Origin of the sequence: Rhodococcus sp. YH1, from assembly GCF_009939605.1 — a bacterium.
GTDB lineage: Bacteria > Actinomycetota > Actinomycetes > Mycobacteriales > Mycobacteriaceae > Rhodococcus > Rhodococcus aetherivorans.
This window is the reverse complement of record NZ_WVTE01000231.1, coordinates 26,563-44,111: the sequence shown is the minus strand read 5'-3', so window position 1 is coordinate 44,111 and position 17,549 is coordinate 26,563. Positions and strand designations below refer to the sequence as shown.

General features: G+C 71.6%; 17 protein-coding genes. 14 read left to right on the top strand and 3 right to left on the bottom strand.

The features are described from left to right. The 7 genes from AIIKEEIJ_RS20480 to tsaD all read left to right on the top strand — a co-directional run. Window positions 1-1,125: NAD(P)H-hydrate dehydratase (locus AIIKEEIJ_RS20480; RefSeq protein WP_161996459.1), on the top strand; the 1,125-nt coding region annotated here is incomplete at its 5' end. Between the two features lie 59 nt (window positions 1,126-1,184). Next, a complete protein-coding gene (gene alr / locus AIIKEEIJ_RS20475; RefSeq protein ID WP_029544801.1) occupies window positions 1,185-2,369 on the top strand; it encodes an alanine racemase in 1,185 nt (394 codons plus the stop codon). Continuing rightward, window positions 2,366-3,424, top strand: coding sequence for an alpha/beta fold hydrolase (locus AIIKEEIJ_RS20470; RefSeq protein WP_029544798.1), 1,059 nt, complete (start codon window positions 2,366-2,368; stop codon window positions 3,422-3,424). Before alr ends, AIIKEEIJ_RS20470 begins: the two co-directional genes overlap by 4 nt. Further along, on the top strand, window positions 3,417-3,902 hold the full coding sequence (tsaE, locus tag AIIKEEIJ_RS20465) for a tRNA (adenosine(37)-N6)-threonylcarbamoyltransferase complex ATPase subunit type 1 TsaE (protein WP_006940019.1): 486 nt from the start codon (window positions 3,417-3,419) through the stop codon (window positions 3,900-3,902). Before AIIKEEIJ_RS20470 ends, tsaE begins: the two co-directional genes overlap by 8 nt. A gap of 30 nt (window positions 3,903-3,932) precedes the next feature. Further along, window positions 3,933-4,607, top strand: a complete 675-nt coding sequence (tsaB, locus tag AIIKEEIJ_RS20460) for a tRNA (adenosine(37)-N6)-threonylcarbamoyltransferase complex dimerization subunit type 1 TsaB (RefSeq protein WP_029544796.1) — start codon at window positions 3,933-3,935, stop codon at window positions 4,605-4,607. After that, window positions 4,604-5,098: a ribosomal protein S18-alanine N-acetyltransferase gene (gene rimI, locus AIIKEEIJ_RS20455; protein ID WP_006940023.1), complete on the top strand. Its 495-nt coding sequence runs from the start codon at window positions 4,604-4,606 to the stop codon at window positions 5,096-5,098. Before tsaB ends, rimI begins: the two co-directional genes overlap by 4 nt. Further along, window positions 5,095-6,135 (top strand): tRNA (adenosine(37)-N6)-threonylcarbamoyltransferase complex transferase subunit TsaD, encoded by a 1,041-nt coding sequence (gene tsaD, locus AIIKEEIJ_RS20450; RefSeq protein WP_006940025.1) that lies wholly within the window; start codon window positions 5,095-5,097, stop codon window positions 6,133-6,135. Before rimI ends, tsaD begins: the two co-directional genes overlap by 4 nt. A 31-nt stretch (window positions 6,136-6,166) precedes the next feature. Here the strand turns inward: tsaD and AIIKEEIJ_RS20445 are convergent, their stop codons facing one another. After that, window positions 6,167-7,684: an Hsp70 family protein gene (locus tag AIIKEEIJ_RS20445; protein ID WP_029544794.1), complete on the bottom strand. Its 1,518-nt coding sequence runs from the start codon at window positions 7,682-7,684 to the stop codon at window positions 6,167-6,169. 697 nt (window positions 7,685-8,381) lie between these two features. Between AIIKEEIJ_RS20445 and groES the strand changes: the two genes are divergently transcribed. Both groES and groL read left to right on the top strand, forming a co-directional pair. After that, window positions 8,382-8,684: a co-chaperone GroES gene (gene groES / locus AIIKEEIJ_RS20440; RefSeq protein WP_003938034.1), complete on the top strand. Its 303-nt coding sequence runs from the start codon at window positions 8,382-8,384 to the stop codon at window positions 8,682-8,684. 86 nt (window positions 8,685-8,770) lie between these two features. Continuing rightward, a complete protein-coding gene (gene groL / locus AIIKEEIJ_RS20435; protein WP_006940029.1) occupies window positions 8,771-10,387 on the top strand; it encodes a chaperonin GroEL in 1,617 nt (538 codons plus the stop codon). Between the two features lie 105 nt (window positions 10,388-10,492). Here groL and AIIKEEIJ_RS20430 read toward each other — a convergent pair whose 3' ends face one another. Then, the gene (locus AIIKEEIJ_RS20430; RefSeq protein WP_029544792.1) at window positions 10,493-10,786 is read right to left on the bottom strand and encodes a WhiB family transcriptional regulator; all 294 of its coding nucleotides are present in this window, start codon (window positions 10,784-10,786) and stop codon (window positions 10,493-10,495) included. 523 nt (window positions 10,787-11,309) lie between these two features. On the opposite strand from AIIKEEIJ_RS20430, the gene AIIKEEIJ_RS20425 reads away from it, so the two are divergent. The 3 genes from AIIKEEIJ_RS20425 to AIIKEEIJ_RS20415 all read left to right on the top strand — a co-directional run bounded on the left by AIIKEEIJ_RS20425 (window position 11,310) and on the right by AIIKEEIJ_RS20415 (window position 13,933). Then, window positions 11,310-12,152 (top strand): hypothetical protein, encoded by an 843-nt coding sequence (locus AIIKEEIJ_RS20425; RefSeq protein ID WP_161996458.1) that lies wholly within the window; start codon window positions 11,310-11,312, stop codon window positions 12,150-12,152. Between the two features lie 121 nt (window positions 12,153-12,273). Beyond that, window positions 12,274-12,852: a sigma-70 family RNA polymerase sigma factor gene (locus AIIKEEIJ_RS20420; RefSeq protein WP_029544787.1), complete on the top strand. Its 579-nt coding sequence runs from the start codon at window positions 12,274-12,276 to the stop codon at window positions 12,850-12,852. After that, window positions 12,845-13,933 (top strand): anti-sigma-D factor RsdA, encoded by a 1,089-nt coding sequence (locus AIIKEEIJ_RS20415; RefSeq protein WP_161996457.1) that lies wholly within the window; start codon window positions 12,845-12,847, stop codon window positions 13,931-13,933. Before AIIKEEIJ_RS20420 ends, AIIKEEIJ_RS20415 begins: the two co-directional genes overlap by 8 nt. Window positions 13,934-14,000: 67 nt before the next feature. Here AIIKEEIJ_RS20415 and AIIKEEIJ_RS20410 read toward each other — a convergent pair whose 3' ends face one another. Then, window positions 14,001-14,411: a DUF5319 domain-containing protein gene (locus AIIKEEIJ_RS20410; RefSeq protein ID WP_006934975.1), complete on the bottom strand. Its 411-nt coding sequence runs from the start codon at window positions 14,409-14,411 to the stop codon at window positions 14,001-14,003. 289 nt (window positions 14,412-14,700) lie between these two features. On the opposite strand from AIIKEEIJ_RS20410, the gene guaB reads away from it, so the two are divergent. Continuing rightward, window positions 14,701-16,224, top strand: coding sequence for an IMP dehydrogenase (gene guaB, locus AIIKEEIJ_RS20405; RefSeq protein ID WP_029544783.1), 1,524 nt, complete (start codon window positions 14,701-14,703; stop codon window positions 16,222-16,224). Between the two features lie 73 nt (window positions 16,225-16,297). Further along, window positions 16,298-17,437 carry a GuaB3 family IMP dehydrogenase-related protein gene (locus AIIKEEIJ_RS20400; protein WP_050035516.1) on the top strand — a complete coding sequence of 380 codons (1,140 nt, stop codon included), beginning with the start codon at window positions 16,298-16,300 and terminating at the stop codon, window positions 17,435-17,437. Window positions 17,438-17,549 lie beyond the last annotated feature (112 nt).

Here is a 17,549-nt window from a genome sequence, read left to right as displayed (position 1 = left end):
CCGGACCTCGTGCTCGACGGCGTTGTCGGCATCTCCGGCCGGGGCCCGCTGCGCCCGGCCGCGGCCGCGGTGGTCGAGCAGATCACCGCCCCGATCGTGGCCGTGGACACCCCGAGCGGCGTCGACCCGGACACCGGCGCCGTCGACGGGCCGGCCGTGACCGCGGCCGTGACCGTCACATTCGGCGCCTACAAGCCGGTCCACGCCCTCGCGCCCACCCGGTGCGGGCGGGTCGAGCTCGTCGACATCGGTCTCGAGCTGCCGCCGCCGTGCATGGTGGCGGCCGAGCCCGCCGAGATCGGAGCAATCTGGCCGGTCCCGGGCGCCGACGACGACAAGTACAGCCAGGGCGTCGTGGGCATCGTCGCGGGCAGCGCCCGGTTCCCGGGCGCCGGCGTGCTCTGCGCCGGCGCAGCGGTGGCCGCGACGTCCGGCATGGTCCGCTACGCCGGCAGCGCCGCCCCCGTCGTGCTGGCCCGGTTCCCCGAGGTGGTGGCCGCGCCGTCGTTCGCCGAGGCGGGCCGCGTCCAGGCATGGGTGATCGGGCCGGGCGGCGGCACCGATCACCAGGCGGCCGACACGTTGCGCGACGTGCTGGCCACCGATCTTCCCGTCCTCGTCGACGCCGACGGGCTGACGCTGCTGTCGCGGCAGCCGGACCTGGTCCGCGGCCGGCGGGCTCCGACCCTGCTGACACCGCATGCCGGGGAGTTCGCGCGGCTCACCGGACGCCGGCCCGAGCCGGACCGGGTGGCGGCGGTGCGGGCACTGGCCGCCGACTGGCGGGTTCACGTACTGCTCAAGGGCCGGTCGACGCTGATCGCGAACCCGGACGGGCACGTGTTCGTCAACGAGGCGGGCGGGTCGTGGGCGGCCACCGCCGGCGCGGGCGACGTGCTGTCCGGGATGATCGGGGCACTGATGTCCGCGGGGATGGCTCCGGATCTCGCGGCCGCGGCGGGCGCGCGCGCCCACTCCACCGCCGCGGATCTCGCCGCTCGCGGCGGTCGCGATCTCGCCGCGCGCGGCGGTGAACCCGGTTGGGCCGCCCCCACTTCGGCGAGCGCGATCCTGGATCGGGTGCCCGCGGCGGTGCGGAGCCTGCGGGGCATGGCCGAATCGTGATCCCGACACCTGCCACCGTGCTGCGGGCCACTTCGTCCGCAGTGGCAGGATCGAGATTCATGACCACGGCCGAACCCCGACCCCGCAACCACCTCCACCACGACCTGCCGCAGGCCGAGGCGTTGATCGACCTCGACGCCGTGGCCGAGAACGTGCGGCGGCTGCGGGAGTACGCAGGGGAGGCGGCGGTGATGGCCGTGGTCAAGGCCGACGCGTACAACCACGGTGCCGTCCCGGTGGCCCGGGCCGCGCTCGCCGCCGGCGCGCGGGAGCTGGGGGTGACGACCCTGACCGAGGCGCTCGAGCTGCGCCGCGCGGGGATCGACGCGCCCGTGCTGTCGTGGCTGCACACCGTCGACGCCGACTTCGCCCCCGCCATCGCCGCCGGCGTCGAGCTGGGGGTGTCGTCGACGCGGCATCTCGCGTCGATCGTCGCCGCGGCTCGGGAGACGGGTGTGACCGCGGTGCTCACCGCGAAGATCGACACCGGCCTCAACCGCAACGGCGTGGCACGGGACGAGTGGCCGGCGTTCCTGCGGGATCTGGGCCGGGCCCGGGCGGAGGGGGCGATCCGGCTGCGCGGCGCCTTCTCCCATCTCGCACACGCGGACGAACTCGACCACCCCGAGATCGACTGCCAGCGGGACCGGCTGCGCGAGGCCGTCGCCGACCTGAGCCGCCACGGCATGAAGCCCGAGGTGGTGCACCTGTCGAACTCGGCAGCGACCGTTACCCGCCCCGACCTGCGTTTTGACATGGTCAGACCGGGTATAGCGATGTACGGGTTGTCCCCGATCCCCGAGGTCGGGGACTTCGGGTTCCGGCCCGCGATGACGTTGCGAACGAGGGTGGCGCTGGTGAAGAAGGTGACTGCAGGGTCCGGAGTGTCCTACGGGCATCGCTGGGTGGCGCCCGCCGACACCACCGTGGCCCTGCTGCCGATGGGATACGCCGACGGAATCCGGCGTAATCTCAGCGGCCGGTTCGAGGTGCAGCTCGGCGGACGCCGCCGACCGCAGCTCGGCCGCGTGTGCATGGACCAGGTCGTGGTCGATCTCGGACCGGACGGGGACGGAGTAAAAGAAGGCGATACCGCGTTCTTCTTCGGTGACGGTAGCCATGGCGAGCCCGCCGCGCAGGACTGGGCCGACCTACTGGACACCATCAATTACGAGGTGGTCACCGGCGTGGGCGGGCGCACCGTCCGCACCTACGTCGGTGGCGGAGGAGGCGAGCAGCGATGACGCTGTTGGGCAGTTTGGGGCTGTTGGGTGCGAGCCTGGCCACGCTCGGCTCGAACGCGGGGCTGTACGCGGTGCGCACCGCGGGCCTGCCCGCGCACGAGATCTACGGCGAGGAAGACTTCGACGCGATGCTCGCGCTGCCCAAGCGCACCGTGCGTACCGAGGACGGCGTCGACCTCGCCGTCCGGGAGGTGGGTTCGGCCCTGGCGCCGCTGACGATCGTGTTCGTGCACGGGTACTGCCTGCGCATGCAGTCCTGGCATCTGCAGATGCGCCACCTGCAGGAGCGGTGGGGCAAGGACGTGCGGATGGTCTTCTACGACCAGCGCGGCCACGGGGAATCCGCCGTGTCGACGTCGAAGTCCTGCACCATCGCCCAGCTCGGCCGCGATCTGGGCACCGTCATCGACACCGTCGTCCCCACCGGCCCGGTGGTCGTGGTCGGGCACTCGATGGGCGGGATGACGACCATCGCCCTGGCCGCCCAGCGCCCGGAGTTGTTCGACGAACGCATCGTCGGGGTGGGCCTGCTCGCCACCACCGCCGCCGGGCTGACCAAGACCGGCATCGGCCGTAACCTCGAGAACCCGGTGATCGACGCGTTCCGGCATCTGGCCCGCACCGCGCCGGGGTTCGTGCAGTACGCCCGTGGGGCCGCCAAGGCGATCATCGCGCCGATCCTGCGCGCCGCGTCCTACGGGACGGTGGTCAGCCCGAAGCTGGTGGAGTTCTCCGACCGGATGCTGGCGGAAACCTCGGTGCTGACCATCGTGAACTTCCTGCGCACCCTCGAACTGCACGACGAGTCGGCGGCGTTGCCGGTGCTCGGACAGGTGCCCGTGCTGGTGCTGTGCGGGGACGCCGACATGATCATCCCGTTCTCCGGCTCCGAGGAGCTCGCGGCGGCGTTGCCGGACGTCGAGCTCAAGCGGGTCCGCGGGGCCGGGCACCTGGTCCAGCTCGAGTTCCCCGAGGTCGTCGTCGGTGCGCTGGACCGGCTCATCCAGCGCGGGTTCGCCCACGACGCCGGCAGGAGGCGCGCCGCAATTGGGTGACGATCGCTCCACCGGCACACGCACCGAGCAGTATGCCGAGCTGCCCACGGTCGAGGACACCGAGGCGTTGGGCCGCCGCCTGGCACGCGAACTGCACGCGGGTGATCTCGTCGTCCTGGACGGTCCTCTCGGTGCCGGGAAGACCGCCCTGACCCGCGGAATCGCCGCGGGCCTGGGGGTACAGGGCCGGGTCACCTCGCCGACCTTCGTCATCGCGCGCGAGCATCGCCCCGGCGATCGCGCCGGTGGCGAACCCGTGGGGATGATCCACGTCGACGCCTACCGCCTCGGGGACGGTCCGAACGCCCTCGACGAACTCGATGCCCTGGACCTCGACACCGACCTGACCGCCGCCGTGGTCGTCGTGGAATGGGGTGAGGGGCTGGTCGAGACACTGACCGAGCGGCACCTGCGGGTGCGGCTGCGCCGCGAACCGGACTCGGACGTGCGCACCGCCACCTGGTCCTGGGTGGGGTGACCGCCGCGCTCGGCGGTACTCTGGATACTCGTGCTCGTTCTCGCCGTGGATACCGCCACCCCCGCTGTCACCGCAGGTCTCGTCCGGGTAGACGACGGCGGTGAACGCGGGGGCGTCGACATCGAGACGTTGGCCGTGCGGGTCACGGACAATCCACGCGCCCACGCCGAGGTGCTGACTCCGCAGATCCTCGACTGCCTGTCGTCCACCGGCCACACGCCGGCCGACCTCGACGCCGTCGTCGTCGGTGTCGGCCCCGGCCCGTTCACGGGCCTGCGCGTCGGTATGGCGACCGCCGCGGCCTTCGGCGACGCCCTCGGCGTGCCGGTGCACGGCGTGTGCAGCCTCGACGCGATCGCGGCCGACGTCCACGGCACGGACGGCGACGGTGATCTGCTCGTCGTCACCGACGCCCGTCGCCGCGAGGTGTACTGGGCGCGGTACTCCGGTGGCCACCGCGTCGAGGGGCCGGGCGTGTGCAAGCCGGCGGAGCTGAAGGCGGAGCCGTCGCTGCGGATCGCCGGGTCCCGCCCGCACACCGACCTGTTCGCGCTGCCCGCACATCCGGTGGCCACACCGTCTCCGGCGGGCCTGGTCGCCGTCGCCGTCGCGGACCTGCTCGCCGGGGTGGAGCCCGAGCCCCTGGTGCCCCTCTACCTGCGCCGGCCCGATGCGGTGGAGACGGCGGACCGGAAGAAGAAATGAGCCCCCACGACCCGCTTCCCCTCGTCGACGCGCTGCAGCCGTCCGACGTCGCACGGTGCGCCGAGCTGGAACGGATCCTGTTCCCCGGCGACGACCCGTGGAGCGCCGGCGCCTTCCGCGCCGAGCTGGCGGCGCCGCAGAACCACTACGTCGCCGCCCGCGACGACGAAGGCCGGCTGATCGGCTACGCCGGTCTCGCCCGTCTCGGCACCGGAATCCATCCGGAGTCCGAGGTCCACACCATCGGTGTGGACCCGCAGCAGCGGCGCCGCGGCGTCGGTGGCGCGCTGCTCGCCGAGCTGTTGCGGGCGGCCGACGCCTGGGGCGGCCCCGTGTTCCTGGAGGTGCGCACCGACAACGACGCGGCGATCGCGCTGTACCGCCGGGAGGGTTTCGAGATCGTCGGGACCAGAAAGCGGTACTACCAGCCGAGCGGCGCCGACGCGTACACCATGTGCCGGCCGGACCGGCGGAAGGAGTCACAGTCGTGATCGTGATGGGCATCGAGAGCTCGTGCGACGAGACGGGCGTCGGCATCGTCCGGTGGGTCGGCGACGGCACCCTCGAACTGCTCGCCGACGAGGTGGCCTCCAGCGTCGACGAACACGCCCGGTTCGGCGGCGTCGTCCCGGAGATCGCGTCCCGCGCACACCTCGAGGCGATCGTCCCGACCATGCGACGGGCGCTCGCCGCGGCCGGGATCGCCAAGCCCGACGCCGTGTGCGTGACGATCGGTCCCGGCCTCGCCGGTGCGCTGCTCGTCGGTGTCGCCGCAGCCAAGGCCTACGCGGCGGCGTGGGACGTGCCGTTCTACGCGATCAACCACCTCGGCGGGCACGTCGCGGTGGACACGATCGAGCACGGGCCGATGCCGCCGTGCGTGGCGCTGCTGGTCTCCGGCGGGCACACGCACCTGCTACACGTCGAGGACCTCGGCCGCACGCCGATCGTCGAGCTCGGCACCACGGTCGACGACGCGGCCGGGGAGGCCTTCGACAAGGTGGCGCGTTTGCTCGGGCTGGGTTTTCCGGGCGGTCCGGCGCTGGACCGGGCCGCGCAGGACGGCGACCGCACCGCGGTGGTGTTCCCGCGGGGGATGACGGGGCCGCGCGACGCCCGGCACGACTTCTCCTTCTCCGGGCTCAAGACGGCCGTCGCGCGGTTCGTCGAGGCGCGCGAGCGCGCCGGCGAGCCCGTCCCGCTCGCGGACGTGGCGGCCGGTTTCCAGGAGTCGGTGGCCGACGTGCTGACGATGAAGGCGGTGCGGGCCGCGCAGGATGTGGGCGTGGACACCCTGGTCCTCGGGGGTGGGGCCACCGCCAATTCCCGCTTGCGGGAACTCGCCGAGGAGCGCTGCGCCGCCGCGGGGATCACGCTGCGGGTGCCGCGGCCGCGGTTGTGCACCGACAACGGGGTGATGATCGCGGCGCTGGGGGCGCACCTGATCGCCGGAGGTGCGCAGCCGTCCGCGCTCACCGTCGGGACCGACCCCGGGCTGCCGGTCGAGATCGCTCAGGTGCCGGCCTGACCGTCCGCTGCGGGGGATCGGCCGGTGCGGCTCAGCCGACCGGCGACGGTTCGATGCGCAACGGGGACGAACTCGTCGTTCCCTCCGCCGGGGCGGCGGTCGAGGAGGTGTCGGTCGTCGTCTCGGCGGGTGCGGACTCGGTCGTCGGCGCGGACGTCGTCGGGCTCGGTGTCGTGCTCTCGGGCGGTGTCGTACCGGGCGGTGTCGGCAGCGGGACGGTCGGCAACGAAACGCTCGGCAGGGTTCCCGGGAACTGCCACGGCCGGTCGGTGCCCGGGGCCTCCGGGGGCGACTCGGGCCGGTCGGTGGTGGTCGACTCCGGCGTGCTGGGCGGCGTGGTCGTCGCCGAGGTGCTCGTCGGGGGTAGCGACCCGGTGGGGTAGGGGTCCGGCGCGGGCGTGCGTGCGTAACCGTTGTCCGGAGCCGTCGTGGTGACGGTGGCGTGAGGATCCTCGGAGGGGATCTGCGTGTGTCCGGTGTCGGGAACCGCCGCCGCAGGCTGGGTGGTGGCCTGGTCGCTGGTGCCGGCGGGGGAGACGGGCGTGTCGTCGGACGCGATCCGGTCGGTCGCGTAGCCGGCGACGAGCGCACCGACGACTAGCGCCCCGGCGAGTGCGCCGGAGACCTTGCCCCCGGGGGTGCTCGGCGTCGGCGCCGAGGCGCCCACCGGCGGATACGACGCGAGGCGTGACGACGCGGCGAGCAGCGCGGCACCGTGGGCCGCTGCCGTGGCCGGTTCCGGCACCGTCACGGCGGTCCCCGCGAACGCGGAGGTCACGGCTCCGGCGAGAGCCGGCATGGCCGCGGCGCCGCCGACGAGGGCGAGCATCTGCGGCCGCGGCTCGGTGCCGCCGCAGATCCGTCGCGTGAACGCCGCGGCGGTGTCGGCGAGATCGGCCACCATCTCGTCGAGTTCGGCGCGGGTCAGGGGCACCGCGGGGCCGGCGTCACCGAGTTCGACCCTGGTGGCCGACGCGGAGCCGAGGGCCTCGAGGGCGCCCTGGCAGCGCACCGTCAACAGGGCGGTGTCGATCGGAATGCGGCCGCGGGTGCGGCCGATCTGGCGGCGCACGTGGTCGTAGACGCGGCCACGGACGGCGTCGCCCCCGACGTCCCCGGTCCGGGCCGAGCGCAGCACCGATCCGGACCGTCGGTCGAAAACGGAGACGGTGAATCCCGATGCCCCGAGGTCGGCGACGGCGAGGGTGTCGGCGGTGTCGACGAGGCCGGTGCCGTGCAGGTAGGCGAAGACGGCGGTCGTCTCCGGAACCAGGTGGACGATGTGGCCGTCGCGCACCGCCGCGGAGCGGATCGCCTCCGCGTGCTCGGGCGTGCGGTAGGCCACCGCCACGGCGTCGGGGACGGCGTGGCCGTCGATCTGGGTGCTCATGAGGGAGAGGGCATCGATGACGAGGTCGCCCAGATCCCCGGCTGCGTCGGGATCGGCGGCGAGAAATCGGTACTCGGTGGTGCGATCCCCGGACCCCTCGACGACGAGGGCTGAGCCCACTCCGGAAGCGCCGGTGGAAATCCCCAGCGACGTGCGCATAGTTCCCCTCCCGTGCGTGACCGGCGGACAGTGACGCGGACGAGGCCGCAATGTCACCGAATGGTCACGCGTTCGGTCTCCGTTATCCGAACGTAACAGACGGGTGGCCGCGAGCGCTCGTCGAAAACTGGCGATCCCCGTCCGTCCGGCCGCGCCGCAGGCCCGGCTACCCCGCCCGTGGACCGGGCGCCGGACGTCGGTGGCGGAGGCGGGCCGAGTCCGGCAGCGCCGCTGTTGTGCCAGCTCGGAGGCGTTCTTCCGGCTCGCAGGGCGAGCACAGTGGCGGGGGAGTGGGCTGTGAGGGGACCGCTGCCCGGCGGGGTGGCCGACCGGGCATCTCCCGGATACGAATGGTCACGATTCGGTCTCCTCGGTTGCGGACGGGCCCGGCTCATGGGCGGACGGGGGCCGGCCTCCGGCCGTCGTTGCCGGGCGGGCGCGGTCGACCGGAGGGCCGCCCGGGGCCGAGGGGCCTTCGATGGCAGCATGGGGCGCCCGGGGCGACACGGGGACATTCAGCACCCGCTGCCCTTGAGCGCTGGCACTCGCGTGTATAGAGTGCTAGTCGACGCCGAGCGAGTTCCGGCACCCGCGACGACGGGACTGCGCGCGGAGTCACCGTGGTGACTGAACAAACCCTGTCCGAGGACGACAAGAGGCCTCGGACCATCGAACCCCTGAAAGTGGAGGGCTCATCGTGGCGAGCGTGAACATCAAGCCGCTCGAGGACAAGATCCTCGTCCAGGCCAACGAGGCCGAGACGACGACTGCCTCCGGCCTGGTCATCCCGGACACGGCGAAGGAGAAGCCCCAGGAGGGCACCGTCGTCGCCGTCGGCCCCGGCCGCTGGGACGACGAGGGTGAGAAGCGCATCCCCCTCGATGTCAAGGAAGGCGACGTCGTCATCTACAGCAAGTACGGCGGAACCGAGATCAAGTACGCCGGCCAGGAGTACCTGATCCTGTCGGCTCGCGACGTGCTGGCCGTCGTCGCCAAGTAAGCCGCACGCATTCCGCCCCGGAGTTCCGTCTCGGACCCGGGGCGGAATCCGTTCCGGATCCTTCGTTCCAGGAGTAGTCGGAGAACATGTCCAAGCAAATCGAGTTCAACGAGACCGCGCGGCGGGCACTCGAGCGTGGCGTCGATCAGCTCGCCGACGCCGTCAAGGTCACCCTCGGCCCGCGTGGGCGGCACGTGGTGCTCGCCAAGGCGTTCGGCGGTCCGACCGTCACCAACGACGGTGTCAGCATCGCCCGGGAGATCGAGCTGGAGGACCCGTTCGAGAACCTCGGCGCCCAGCTGGTCAAGAGCGTTGCCACCAAGACCAACGATGTCGCCGGTGACGGCACCACCACCGCCACGGTCCTCGCTCAGGCCATCATCAAGGCCGGCCTGAAGAACGTCGCGGCCGGCGCCAACCCCATCGCGCTCGGCAGCGGCATCGCCCAGGCCGCCGAGAAGGTGTCGGAGGCGCTCCTCGCCGCCGCCACCCCGGTCGAGGGCAAGGAAGCCATCGCCCAGGTCGCCACCGTCTCCTCGCGCGACGAGGAGATCGGCACCATGGTCGGCGAGGCCCTGAGCACCGTCGGCAAGGACGGCGTCGTCACCGTCGAGGAGTCCTCGACGCTGCAGACCGAGCTTGTCGTCACCGAGGGCGTCCAGTTCGACAAGGGTTTCCTCTCGCCGTACTTCATCACCGACATCGACGCACAGCAGGCGGTGCTCGAGGATGCCGTCATCCTGATCTACCGCGACAAGATCGGCTCCCTGCCCGACTTCCTGCCGCTGCTCGAGAAGATCGCCGAGAACGGCAAGCCGGTCCTGATCATCGCCGAGGACGTCGAGGGCGAGGTGCTGTCCACCCTGGTGGTCAACTCCATCCGCAAGACCCTCAAGGCCGTCGCGGTCAAGGCGCCGTTCTTCGGTGACCGCCGCAAGGCGTTCCTCGACGATCTCGCCGTCGTCACCGCCGGCACCGTCATCAACGCCGACATCGGGTTGACCCTGAAGGATGCCGGTCTCGACCTGCTCGGTTCGGCCCGACGCGTGGTGGTCACCAAGGACAGCACCACCATCGTGGACGGTGCCGGCACGCAGGAGGACATCCAGAACCGCGTCGCGCAGCTGCGCCGCGAGATCGAGGCCACCGATTCCGACTGGGATCGCGAGAAGCTCGAGGAGCGGCTCGCCAAGCTCTCCGGCGGCATCGCGGTGATCAAGGTCGGCGCTGCCACCGAGACCGACCTCAAGGAGCGCAAGTTCCGTGTCGAGGACGCCGTCAACGCGGCCAAGGCAGCGGTCGAGGAGGGCATCGTGCCCGGCGGCGGTTCGGCGCTGGTGCAGGCTGCCCGTGAGCTGGACGCGCTCGAGAACTCGCTCTCGGGCGACGAGGCCACCGGTGTCGCCGTGCTGCGCGCGGCCCTCACGGCCCCGCTGTACTGGATCGCCAGCAACGCCGGCCTCGACGGGGCGGTCGTGGTGAACAAGGTCGGCGAGGCTCCGGCCGGATCCGGCTTCAACGCAGCCACCCTCACCTACGGCGACCTGATCGCCGACGGTGTCGTGGACCCGGTGAAGGTGACCCGGTCCGCGGTCGTCAACGCCTCCTCGGTGGCACGGATGGTGCTGACCACCGAGAGCGCGGTCGTCGAGAAGCCGGAGGAGGAGGCCGAGGCCGGTCACGGCCACGGCCACGCGCACTAGGGATCCGAACGCCCGGGCCGGCCGCGCGTAACGGTGGCCCGGGTGGCACGAAGCCCCGCACGGAACTTCCGTGCGGGGCTTCGTCGTCCCGGGGGTCGCGGCCGGTCAGACCGCGACCCTCCGTCGTCGGTGCCGCGCGTACATCTCCCGCTCCGTCTCGGACATGCCGCCCCAGATGCCGTACGGCTCGGACACGGCCAGAGCGTGTTCCCGGCACTGCACGATCACCGGGCACTGCCGGCACATCTCCTTGGCCCGGCTCTCGCGCTGCGCCCTGGCCCGGCCACGCTCCCCGTCCGGGTGGAAGAACATCGAGGAGTCCACCCCACGGCACAGTCCGTGCATCTGCCAATCCCAGACGTCCGCGTTGGGTCCGGGCAAGTGGTTCGGTGCAGGCATGGGGCACTCCTTTGCAGCGTGCTCGCCTGGGGCGAGCGGACCGTGGGCGGAAGGTCTTTCCCCCCAAAGCAATTATTCAGGCTTCGTAACCGTAAAGGGGCCGCCGAAATGGAGTCAACAGTTTCGCGGAGTGGCAATTTCCATATCCCGATCCGCGAGAATTAACCACCGAAATATTTACATCGGGGTCGATTCGTGATTGTGTCTTGATGTTGTGCGCCTCGACCGCTCGAGGCTCCGTCCGGTGTCCGGAACAGCCCGGATCAGGGACTATATGCCCTGCCGCCGGCGCGGAAGGGCACCCGTCCGGGCCTCGGGGGCAAGAATGCCGGGGCCGGCGGGCCCGGCGTGCGCGGGTTTGCGTACAGGCGCCATGTCCGCAATTAACAGGCCGTAAACCCAATGTTCAACCGGATGCAGCACAAGTGTCGTGCGGAGTAATTCATGCGCCCCCGGTGCATATTTCCCGGAATGCGGACCACCTCCGCGTCGGGAGGGGGAGATGCGGTGCGATCATGAGCGCGTGCCCGACATCGCCCTTCCGTCCGACGCGTCCGCACTCGCCTCGGCGGCATTCGGCGCCCGGCCCGGCCTGTTCCCCCTGCCCCTCACCGGCGATCCCGTCGCGTCGTGGCACCGGGCCGTCGCGCTGGGCGGGCAGGGCCGCTACAGCGCGGCCCGGGCGGAACTGACCCGGCTCCGCCGCGCCACGGGCCCCGGCGGAGCGCTCGCGTCCCTCGCGACGAGCACCGAGGCGTCGCTGTTGCGTCAGCTCGGCCGGCATCGTGAGGCATCCGTCCTCGACGGCCGGGCGGTCGCGGCGCTCGCCGGCGCGCCGGCGGACTGCCCGTGGGCCGTCGAGGCTCACTGCGACGCCCTCACGGGCCTGGCGGCGGACGCGCTCGGGTGCGGCCGGCTCCGGCTCGCCGCCCGGCTGCTGGACCGCTGCGCCGCACGTCTCGACGAAGCGGGGGGCGTCCACCCCGAGGCGTTCCGGCGCCAGCGCGTGCGCCTGCACTGGGTCACCGCCGAGACCGCGCTCGCCTCCGGGGACTTCGCCACCGCCCGCCGTCATTCCGCTGCCGCAGCGGCAGGTGCCGAGCGCAGCGGTTCGGTCCGGCACCTGATCAAGTCCGACCTGTTGCAGGCCGCCTCGTGGACCGGCGAGTCCGATCCGACCCCCGCCCGCGACCTGTGCCTGGACGTGCTCGATCGCAGCACCGCGCACGGTCTGGTCCCGCTCCGCTGGGCTGCTTCGATGCTGTGGGACGGACTGGGGGGCGGTGATGCGGCCCGGCGCCTGCGCGACGAGTCGGCCGCCCTCATCGTCCGGCGCGGCGGGAGATTCGCAACGATCCGGGCCTAGAAGTCATCCGTGCGTCCGTTCCGTCCGGTCGTGTCGTTAGTCTGGGGGTGTTCCACTGCGAGTGGAAGCACACCCGGCCGGGGGGTCGTGTCACTTTGTAACGCCAGGACTTGCGCAATCGATGACTGTCATGGGTGAGGAGTTGGACTCCGCTGTCGCTGCGGCTGCGCAGGGGGATCGGACGGCTCTCGCTCAGGTTCTGAGGACCATCCGGCCCTTGGTCGTCCGGTACTGCCGGGCGCGGGTCGGATCCGCGGAGCGTGGCCAGCTCTCCGCGGACGACGTAGCGCAGGAGGTGTGCCTGGCCGTGATGACGGCGTTGCCGCGGTATCAGGACCAGGGACGCCCCTTCATGGCATTCGTGTACGGGATCGCGGCACACAAGGTCGCCGACGCGCACCGCAGCGCCGCCCGCAACCGGGCGGACCCGGTCGCGGAGGTACCCGAGTCGATGTCGCTGGACGACAGTCCGGAGGAGCAGGCACTCAACTCGGAGACGAGCCGGCAGATGAAGAAGCTGCTGGGCACGCTTCCGGAGAAGCAGCGGGAGATCTTGATCCTGCGGCTCGTGATGGGCCTGTCCGCGGAAGAAACGGCAGCAGCGGTGGGAAGTACGGCAGGGGCCATTCGAGTGGCGCAGCACCGTGCCATCGCCCGACTGAAGAAGGAAGTGACGAGAGCAGGTGAGAGAAATGGGTAGGAAGCACGGCGCGGATGACGATTTCTTCGCCGATCTCGCCGACGACGGCACCCCCGTGGACATTGCGGCAGTGCGCCGTGACGATGCCCTCATCGACGCGATCTCCGGGGACGGACCGGTGCCCACCGAGACGACCGAGGAATACGAGCTGGCCACGCTCCTCGCGGGCTGGCGTGCCGAGATCCTCGCCGACCCTCTTCCTTCCGAACCGGACCTGGACGAGATCGTCGCCGCGGTCAACCGAGAGATCGGTGCCCGCGACGCGCTCGCCGAGCGCCGGTCCCGGTCCCGCACCCAGCTTCGCCTGATCCGTCCCATCGCCGGTGCCGCCGCCCTGATCGCCATCGCCGTGGGCGGCGCGACCGCCGTCTCCTACCAGGCCGAACCCGGCGACCCGCTGTGGAGCGTCAAGCAGGTCGTCTTCAGCGAGCAGGCAGAGTCGACGGTCGCCCGGATCGACACCGCCTCGACACTGCAGGAGGCCGAGCAGCGGCTCGCCGTCGGCGACACCGAAGGCGCCCAGGAACTGCTCCAGTCGGCACAGGAGCGTTCCGGGTCGGTCACCGACGCCGGCCAGCGGGACCAGCTGGGCGACTGGATGCAGCGGCTCACCACCGAGCTGAGCCAGCTCCTTCCGCCGCCGCCCCCACCCGTGCTGCCCATCCCCCCGGCCCAGTCGGCGCCGGTGGTTCCCGCGCCGGTGCCGACCACTGCGACCACCCCGTCGACGGTGGATCCCACGATCGCCGGCACGACGCCCGGGACGGGAACCGTGCCGCCGACGTCCACCGAGGAGCCCAGCGTCGATCTCCTGCCGCCGCCGACGTCGTCGCAGCCGGTGCCCACCCAGGAACCGCTGCCGGTCACGACAGAGCCGACAACCGGACCGACGAGCGCTCCGGTGACGACGGAGCCGACCACCGTGCCGACGGCCTCGCCGACGACGACCGCGTCGGCCTCGGCGCCGGCGCCGTCGAGTTCACTCGAACAGCAGTCGATCAGCCAGACGATCACCGTCGTTCCCCCGCCTTCCACGGTCGTTCCCCCGCCCCCCACCGTCGTTCCCCCGCCTTCGCCGTAGGCACGACGGGAAGGGCCCGCCAGGACATTCGTCCCGGCGGGCCCTTCCCGTCGTGCGGAGGCTTCTTCTAGGAGTCGAGGCCGTACGGGTCGACCGGCAGCGCCTCGTTCATCGAGGCGTCCGCGTAGCCGCGGCAGTAGTCCCACGTCACGTAGGCGTCGGGGGAGGGATCGTAGGCCGGCTCGTGCGGCCGGACCGTACCGTCGACGAGCAGCTGCAGCAGGTTCGCCCGCAGCATGTCCCAGTCGTGGTAGTGGTCCTGGTGGCAGTCCTCGCAGCACACCACCAGGCCGCGGATGCCGCGCGGCGACAGCAGCGCTTCGTAGACCGCGAGGTCGGCGAGATCCTCCTCGACGGCCAGCCGTTCGGCAGGGTCGAGTGGCTGACCCGGCTCGATCGCGTCCAGTGCGGCGGACGGATCGTCGGGATCTCCAGCGAATGGGTCCGGTGGCAGACCGGGAGGCAACTGATCACGCACGACTCCACGGTACGCAGTCCGACGGGGTCTGCGCCAGCCGTCACACCGTGGACTTCCCGCTGGGCTTGGTGTACGCGGGCAGATCCACGCGTGCGGATGCGCGTGTGTGCCTGTTCCGGTAAACCGATACGATAGTCCACGAGCAGGGCATCGTTGCTCGGAGCGTCCGGGGAATGTGCGCACCGCTCACGCCATTGTCTTTCACGACATTGTGTTCCGTAATCACCGTTGCCGGGCCGGGGCCCACCCGCCCGCACCGTATCGACGCGTCATGGAGGGTCCGAACCGCATGAGTAGTACCGGAGGGCACGTGCATACCGGCGGTGACGACCCCAACAAGGTCGCCATGCTGGGTCTGACCTTCGACGACGTGCTGCTGCTTCCGGCCGCGTCGGACGTGATCCCGAGCCAGGTGGACACGTCGAGCCAGCTGACCCGGGACATCCGCCTCCGCGTTCCGCTGGTCAGTTCCGCGATGGACACCGTCACCGAGTCGCGCATGGCCATCGCCATGGCCCGCGTCGGCGGCATGGGCGTCCTGCACCGCAATCTCTCCGCCGAGGCGCAGGCCGCGCAGGTCGAGACCGTCAAGAGGTCCGAGGCCGGCATGGTCACCGATCCGGTCACCTGCAAGCCGACCGCCACGCTCGCCGAGGTCGACGCCATGTGCGCGCGCTTCCGCATCTCGGGGCTGCCCGTCACCGACGACGACGGCCAGCTCGTCGGCATCATCACCAACCGGGACATGCGCTTCGAGGTCGACCAGAACCGCCCGGTCTCGGAGGTCATGACCAAGGCGCCGCTGGTGACCGCGCAGGAGGGGGTCACCGCCGAGGCCGCCCTCGGGCTGCTGCGCCGCCACAAGATCGAGAAGCTGCCGATCGTCGACGGACAGGGCCGCCTGACCGGCCTGATCACCGTCAAGGACTTCGTCAAGACCGAGCAGCACCCCAACGCCACCAAGGACCGTGACGGTCGCCTGCTCGTCGGCGCCGCGGTCGGCGTGGGCGACGACGCGTGGACCCGTGGCATGACCTTGGCCGACGCCGGGGTGGACGTGCTCGTGGTCGACAGCGCCCACGGTCACTCGGCGGGTGTGCTCGGCATGATCGCCAAGCTCAAGGCCGAGGTCGGCGACCGAGTCCAGATCATCGGCGGCAACGTCGCGACCCGGGCGGGCGCCGCGGCGCTCATCGAGGCCGGCGTGGACGCCGTGAAGGTGGGCGTCGGACCCGGCTCCATCTGCACCACCCGCGTCATCGCGGGTGTCGGCGCCCCGCAGATCACCGCCATCCTCGAGGCCGTCGCGGTCGCCAAGCCCGCGGGCGTCCCGGTCATCGCCGACGGCGGCCTGCAGTTCTCCGGCGACGTCGCCAAGGCTCTCGCCGCCGGCGCCTCCACGGCCATGCTCGGCTCCCTGCTGGCCGGCACCGCCGAGTCGCCCGGCGAGTTGATCCTCGTCAACGGCAAGCAGTTCAAGAGCTACCGCGGGATGGGTTCGCTCGGCGCGATGCAGAGCCGGGGCGCGGCCAAGTCGTACTCGAAGGACCGCTACTTCCAGGACGACGTGCTCTCCGAGGACAAGCTGGTGCCCGAGGGCATCGAGGGCCGCGTGCCGTTCCGCGGTCCGCTGCAGCAGGTGACGCACCAGCTGATCGGTGGTCTGCGCGCCGCGATGGGCTACGCCGGTGCCGCCAGCATCGAACAACTGCAGGAGGCACAGTTCGTGCAGATCACGGCGGCGGGTCTCAAGGAGAGCCACCCGCACGACATCACGATCACGGCCGAAGCACCGAACTACGTGGTTCGCTAGAGCACCGAGTCCGCGATCGGGCCCCCGCCGGAGTGTCCGGCGGGGGCATCTACCTGAGAAGAAAGGGACGCGCGTGCGCGACCTGGTTGAAATCGGCATGGGGCGGACCGCCCGACGCACCTACGAGCTGGACGACATCAACATCGTGCCGTCCCGCCGGACGCGCTCCTCGAAGGAGGTGTCGACGGCCTGGCAGCTCGACGCGTACCGATTCGACATCCCGCTGCTCGCCCATCCCACCGACGCGCTGGTCTCGCCGTCCTTCGCGGTGCAGCTGGGCAGGGCCGGCGGTCTCGGCGTCATCAACGGTGAGGGCCTGTGGGGCCGGCACGCCGACGTCGACGCCGAGATCGAGAGGCTCGTCGGCATCGCCGAGTCCGACGCGGACCCGGCTGCGGCGATCGCCCACCTGCAGAAGCTCCACGCGGCCCCGCTGCAGCCCGACCTGCTGGCCGCCGCCGTCGCGCAGGTGCGCGACGCGGGCGTGACCGCGGCCGTGCGGGTCAGCCCGCAGAACGCGCGGGCGCTGACCCCGCACCTGGTGAAGGCGGGCATCGACCTGTTGGTCATCCACGGGACCATCATCTCCGCGGAGCACGTCGCCCACGGCGAGAGCGAGCCGCTGAACCTCAAGACGTTCATTTCCGAGCTGGACGTGCCCGTCGTCGCGGGCGGTGTGAGCGACCACCGCACCGCGCTGCACCTGATGCGCACGGGCGCGGCGGGCGTCATCGTCGGCTACGGCTCGACGGCCGGGGCCACCACCACGAGCGAGGTGCTGGGCATCGGCGTGCCCATGGCGACCGCGATCGCCGATGCCGCCGCCGCCCGTCGCGACTACCTGGACGAAACCGGTGGCCGGTACGTGCACGTCATCGCCGACGGCGACATCGAGACCTCGGGCGATCTGGCCAAGGCCATCGCCTGCGGTGCCGACGCCGCCGTGCTCGGGGCCCCGCTCGCGGTCTCGGCCGAGGCGCCGGGCCGCGGCTGGTACTGGCCGTCGGCGAGTGCGCACCCGTCCGTGCCGCGGGGCGCGCTGCTGCAGGTCGCCTACGACGAGCGCCCGGGCCTGGACCGGGTGCTCGCCGGTCCGTCCGACGACCCGTTCGGCTCGCTGAACCTGGTCGGCGGCCTGCGCCGCGCGATGGCGAAGTCGGGCTACTCGGATCTCAAGGAGTTCCAGAAGGTGGGCCTGACCGTCCGCGCGTAGCCGTCCCCCTCTTCCGCTGGGGCCGAATGTCACATCGCTTCGATCCGATCGACGTGATGTGACATTCGGCCACAGCCGTTTTCGGCGCCCACCTGCGGTTTCTAGAACTCGA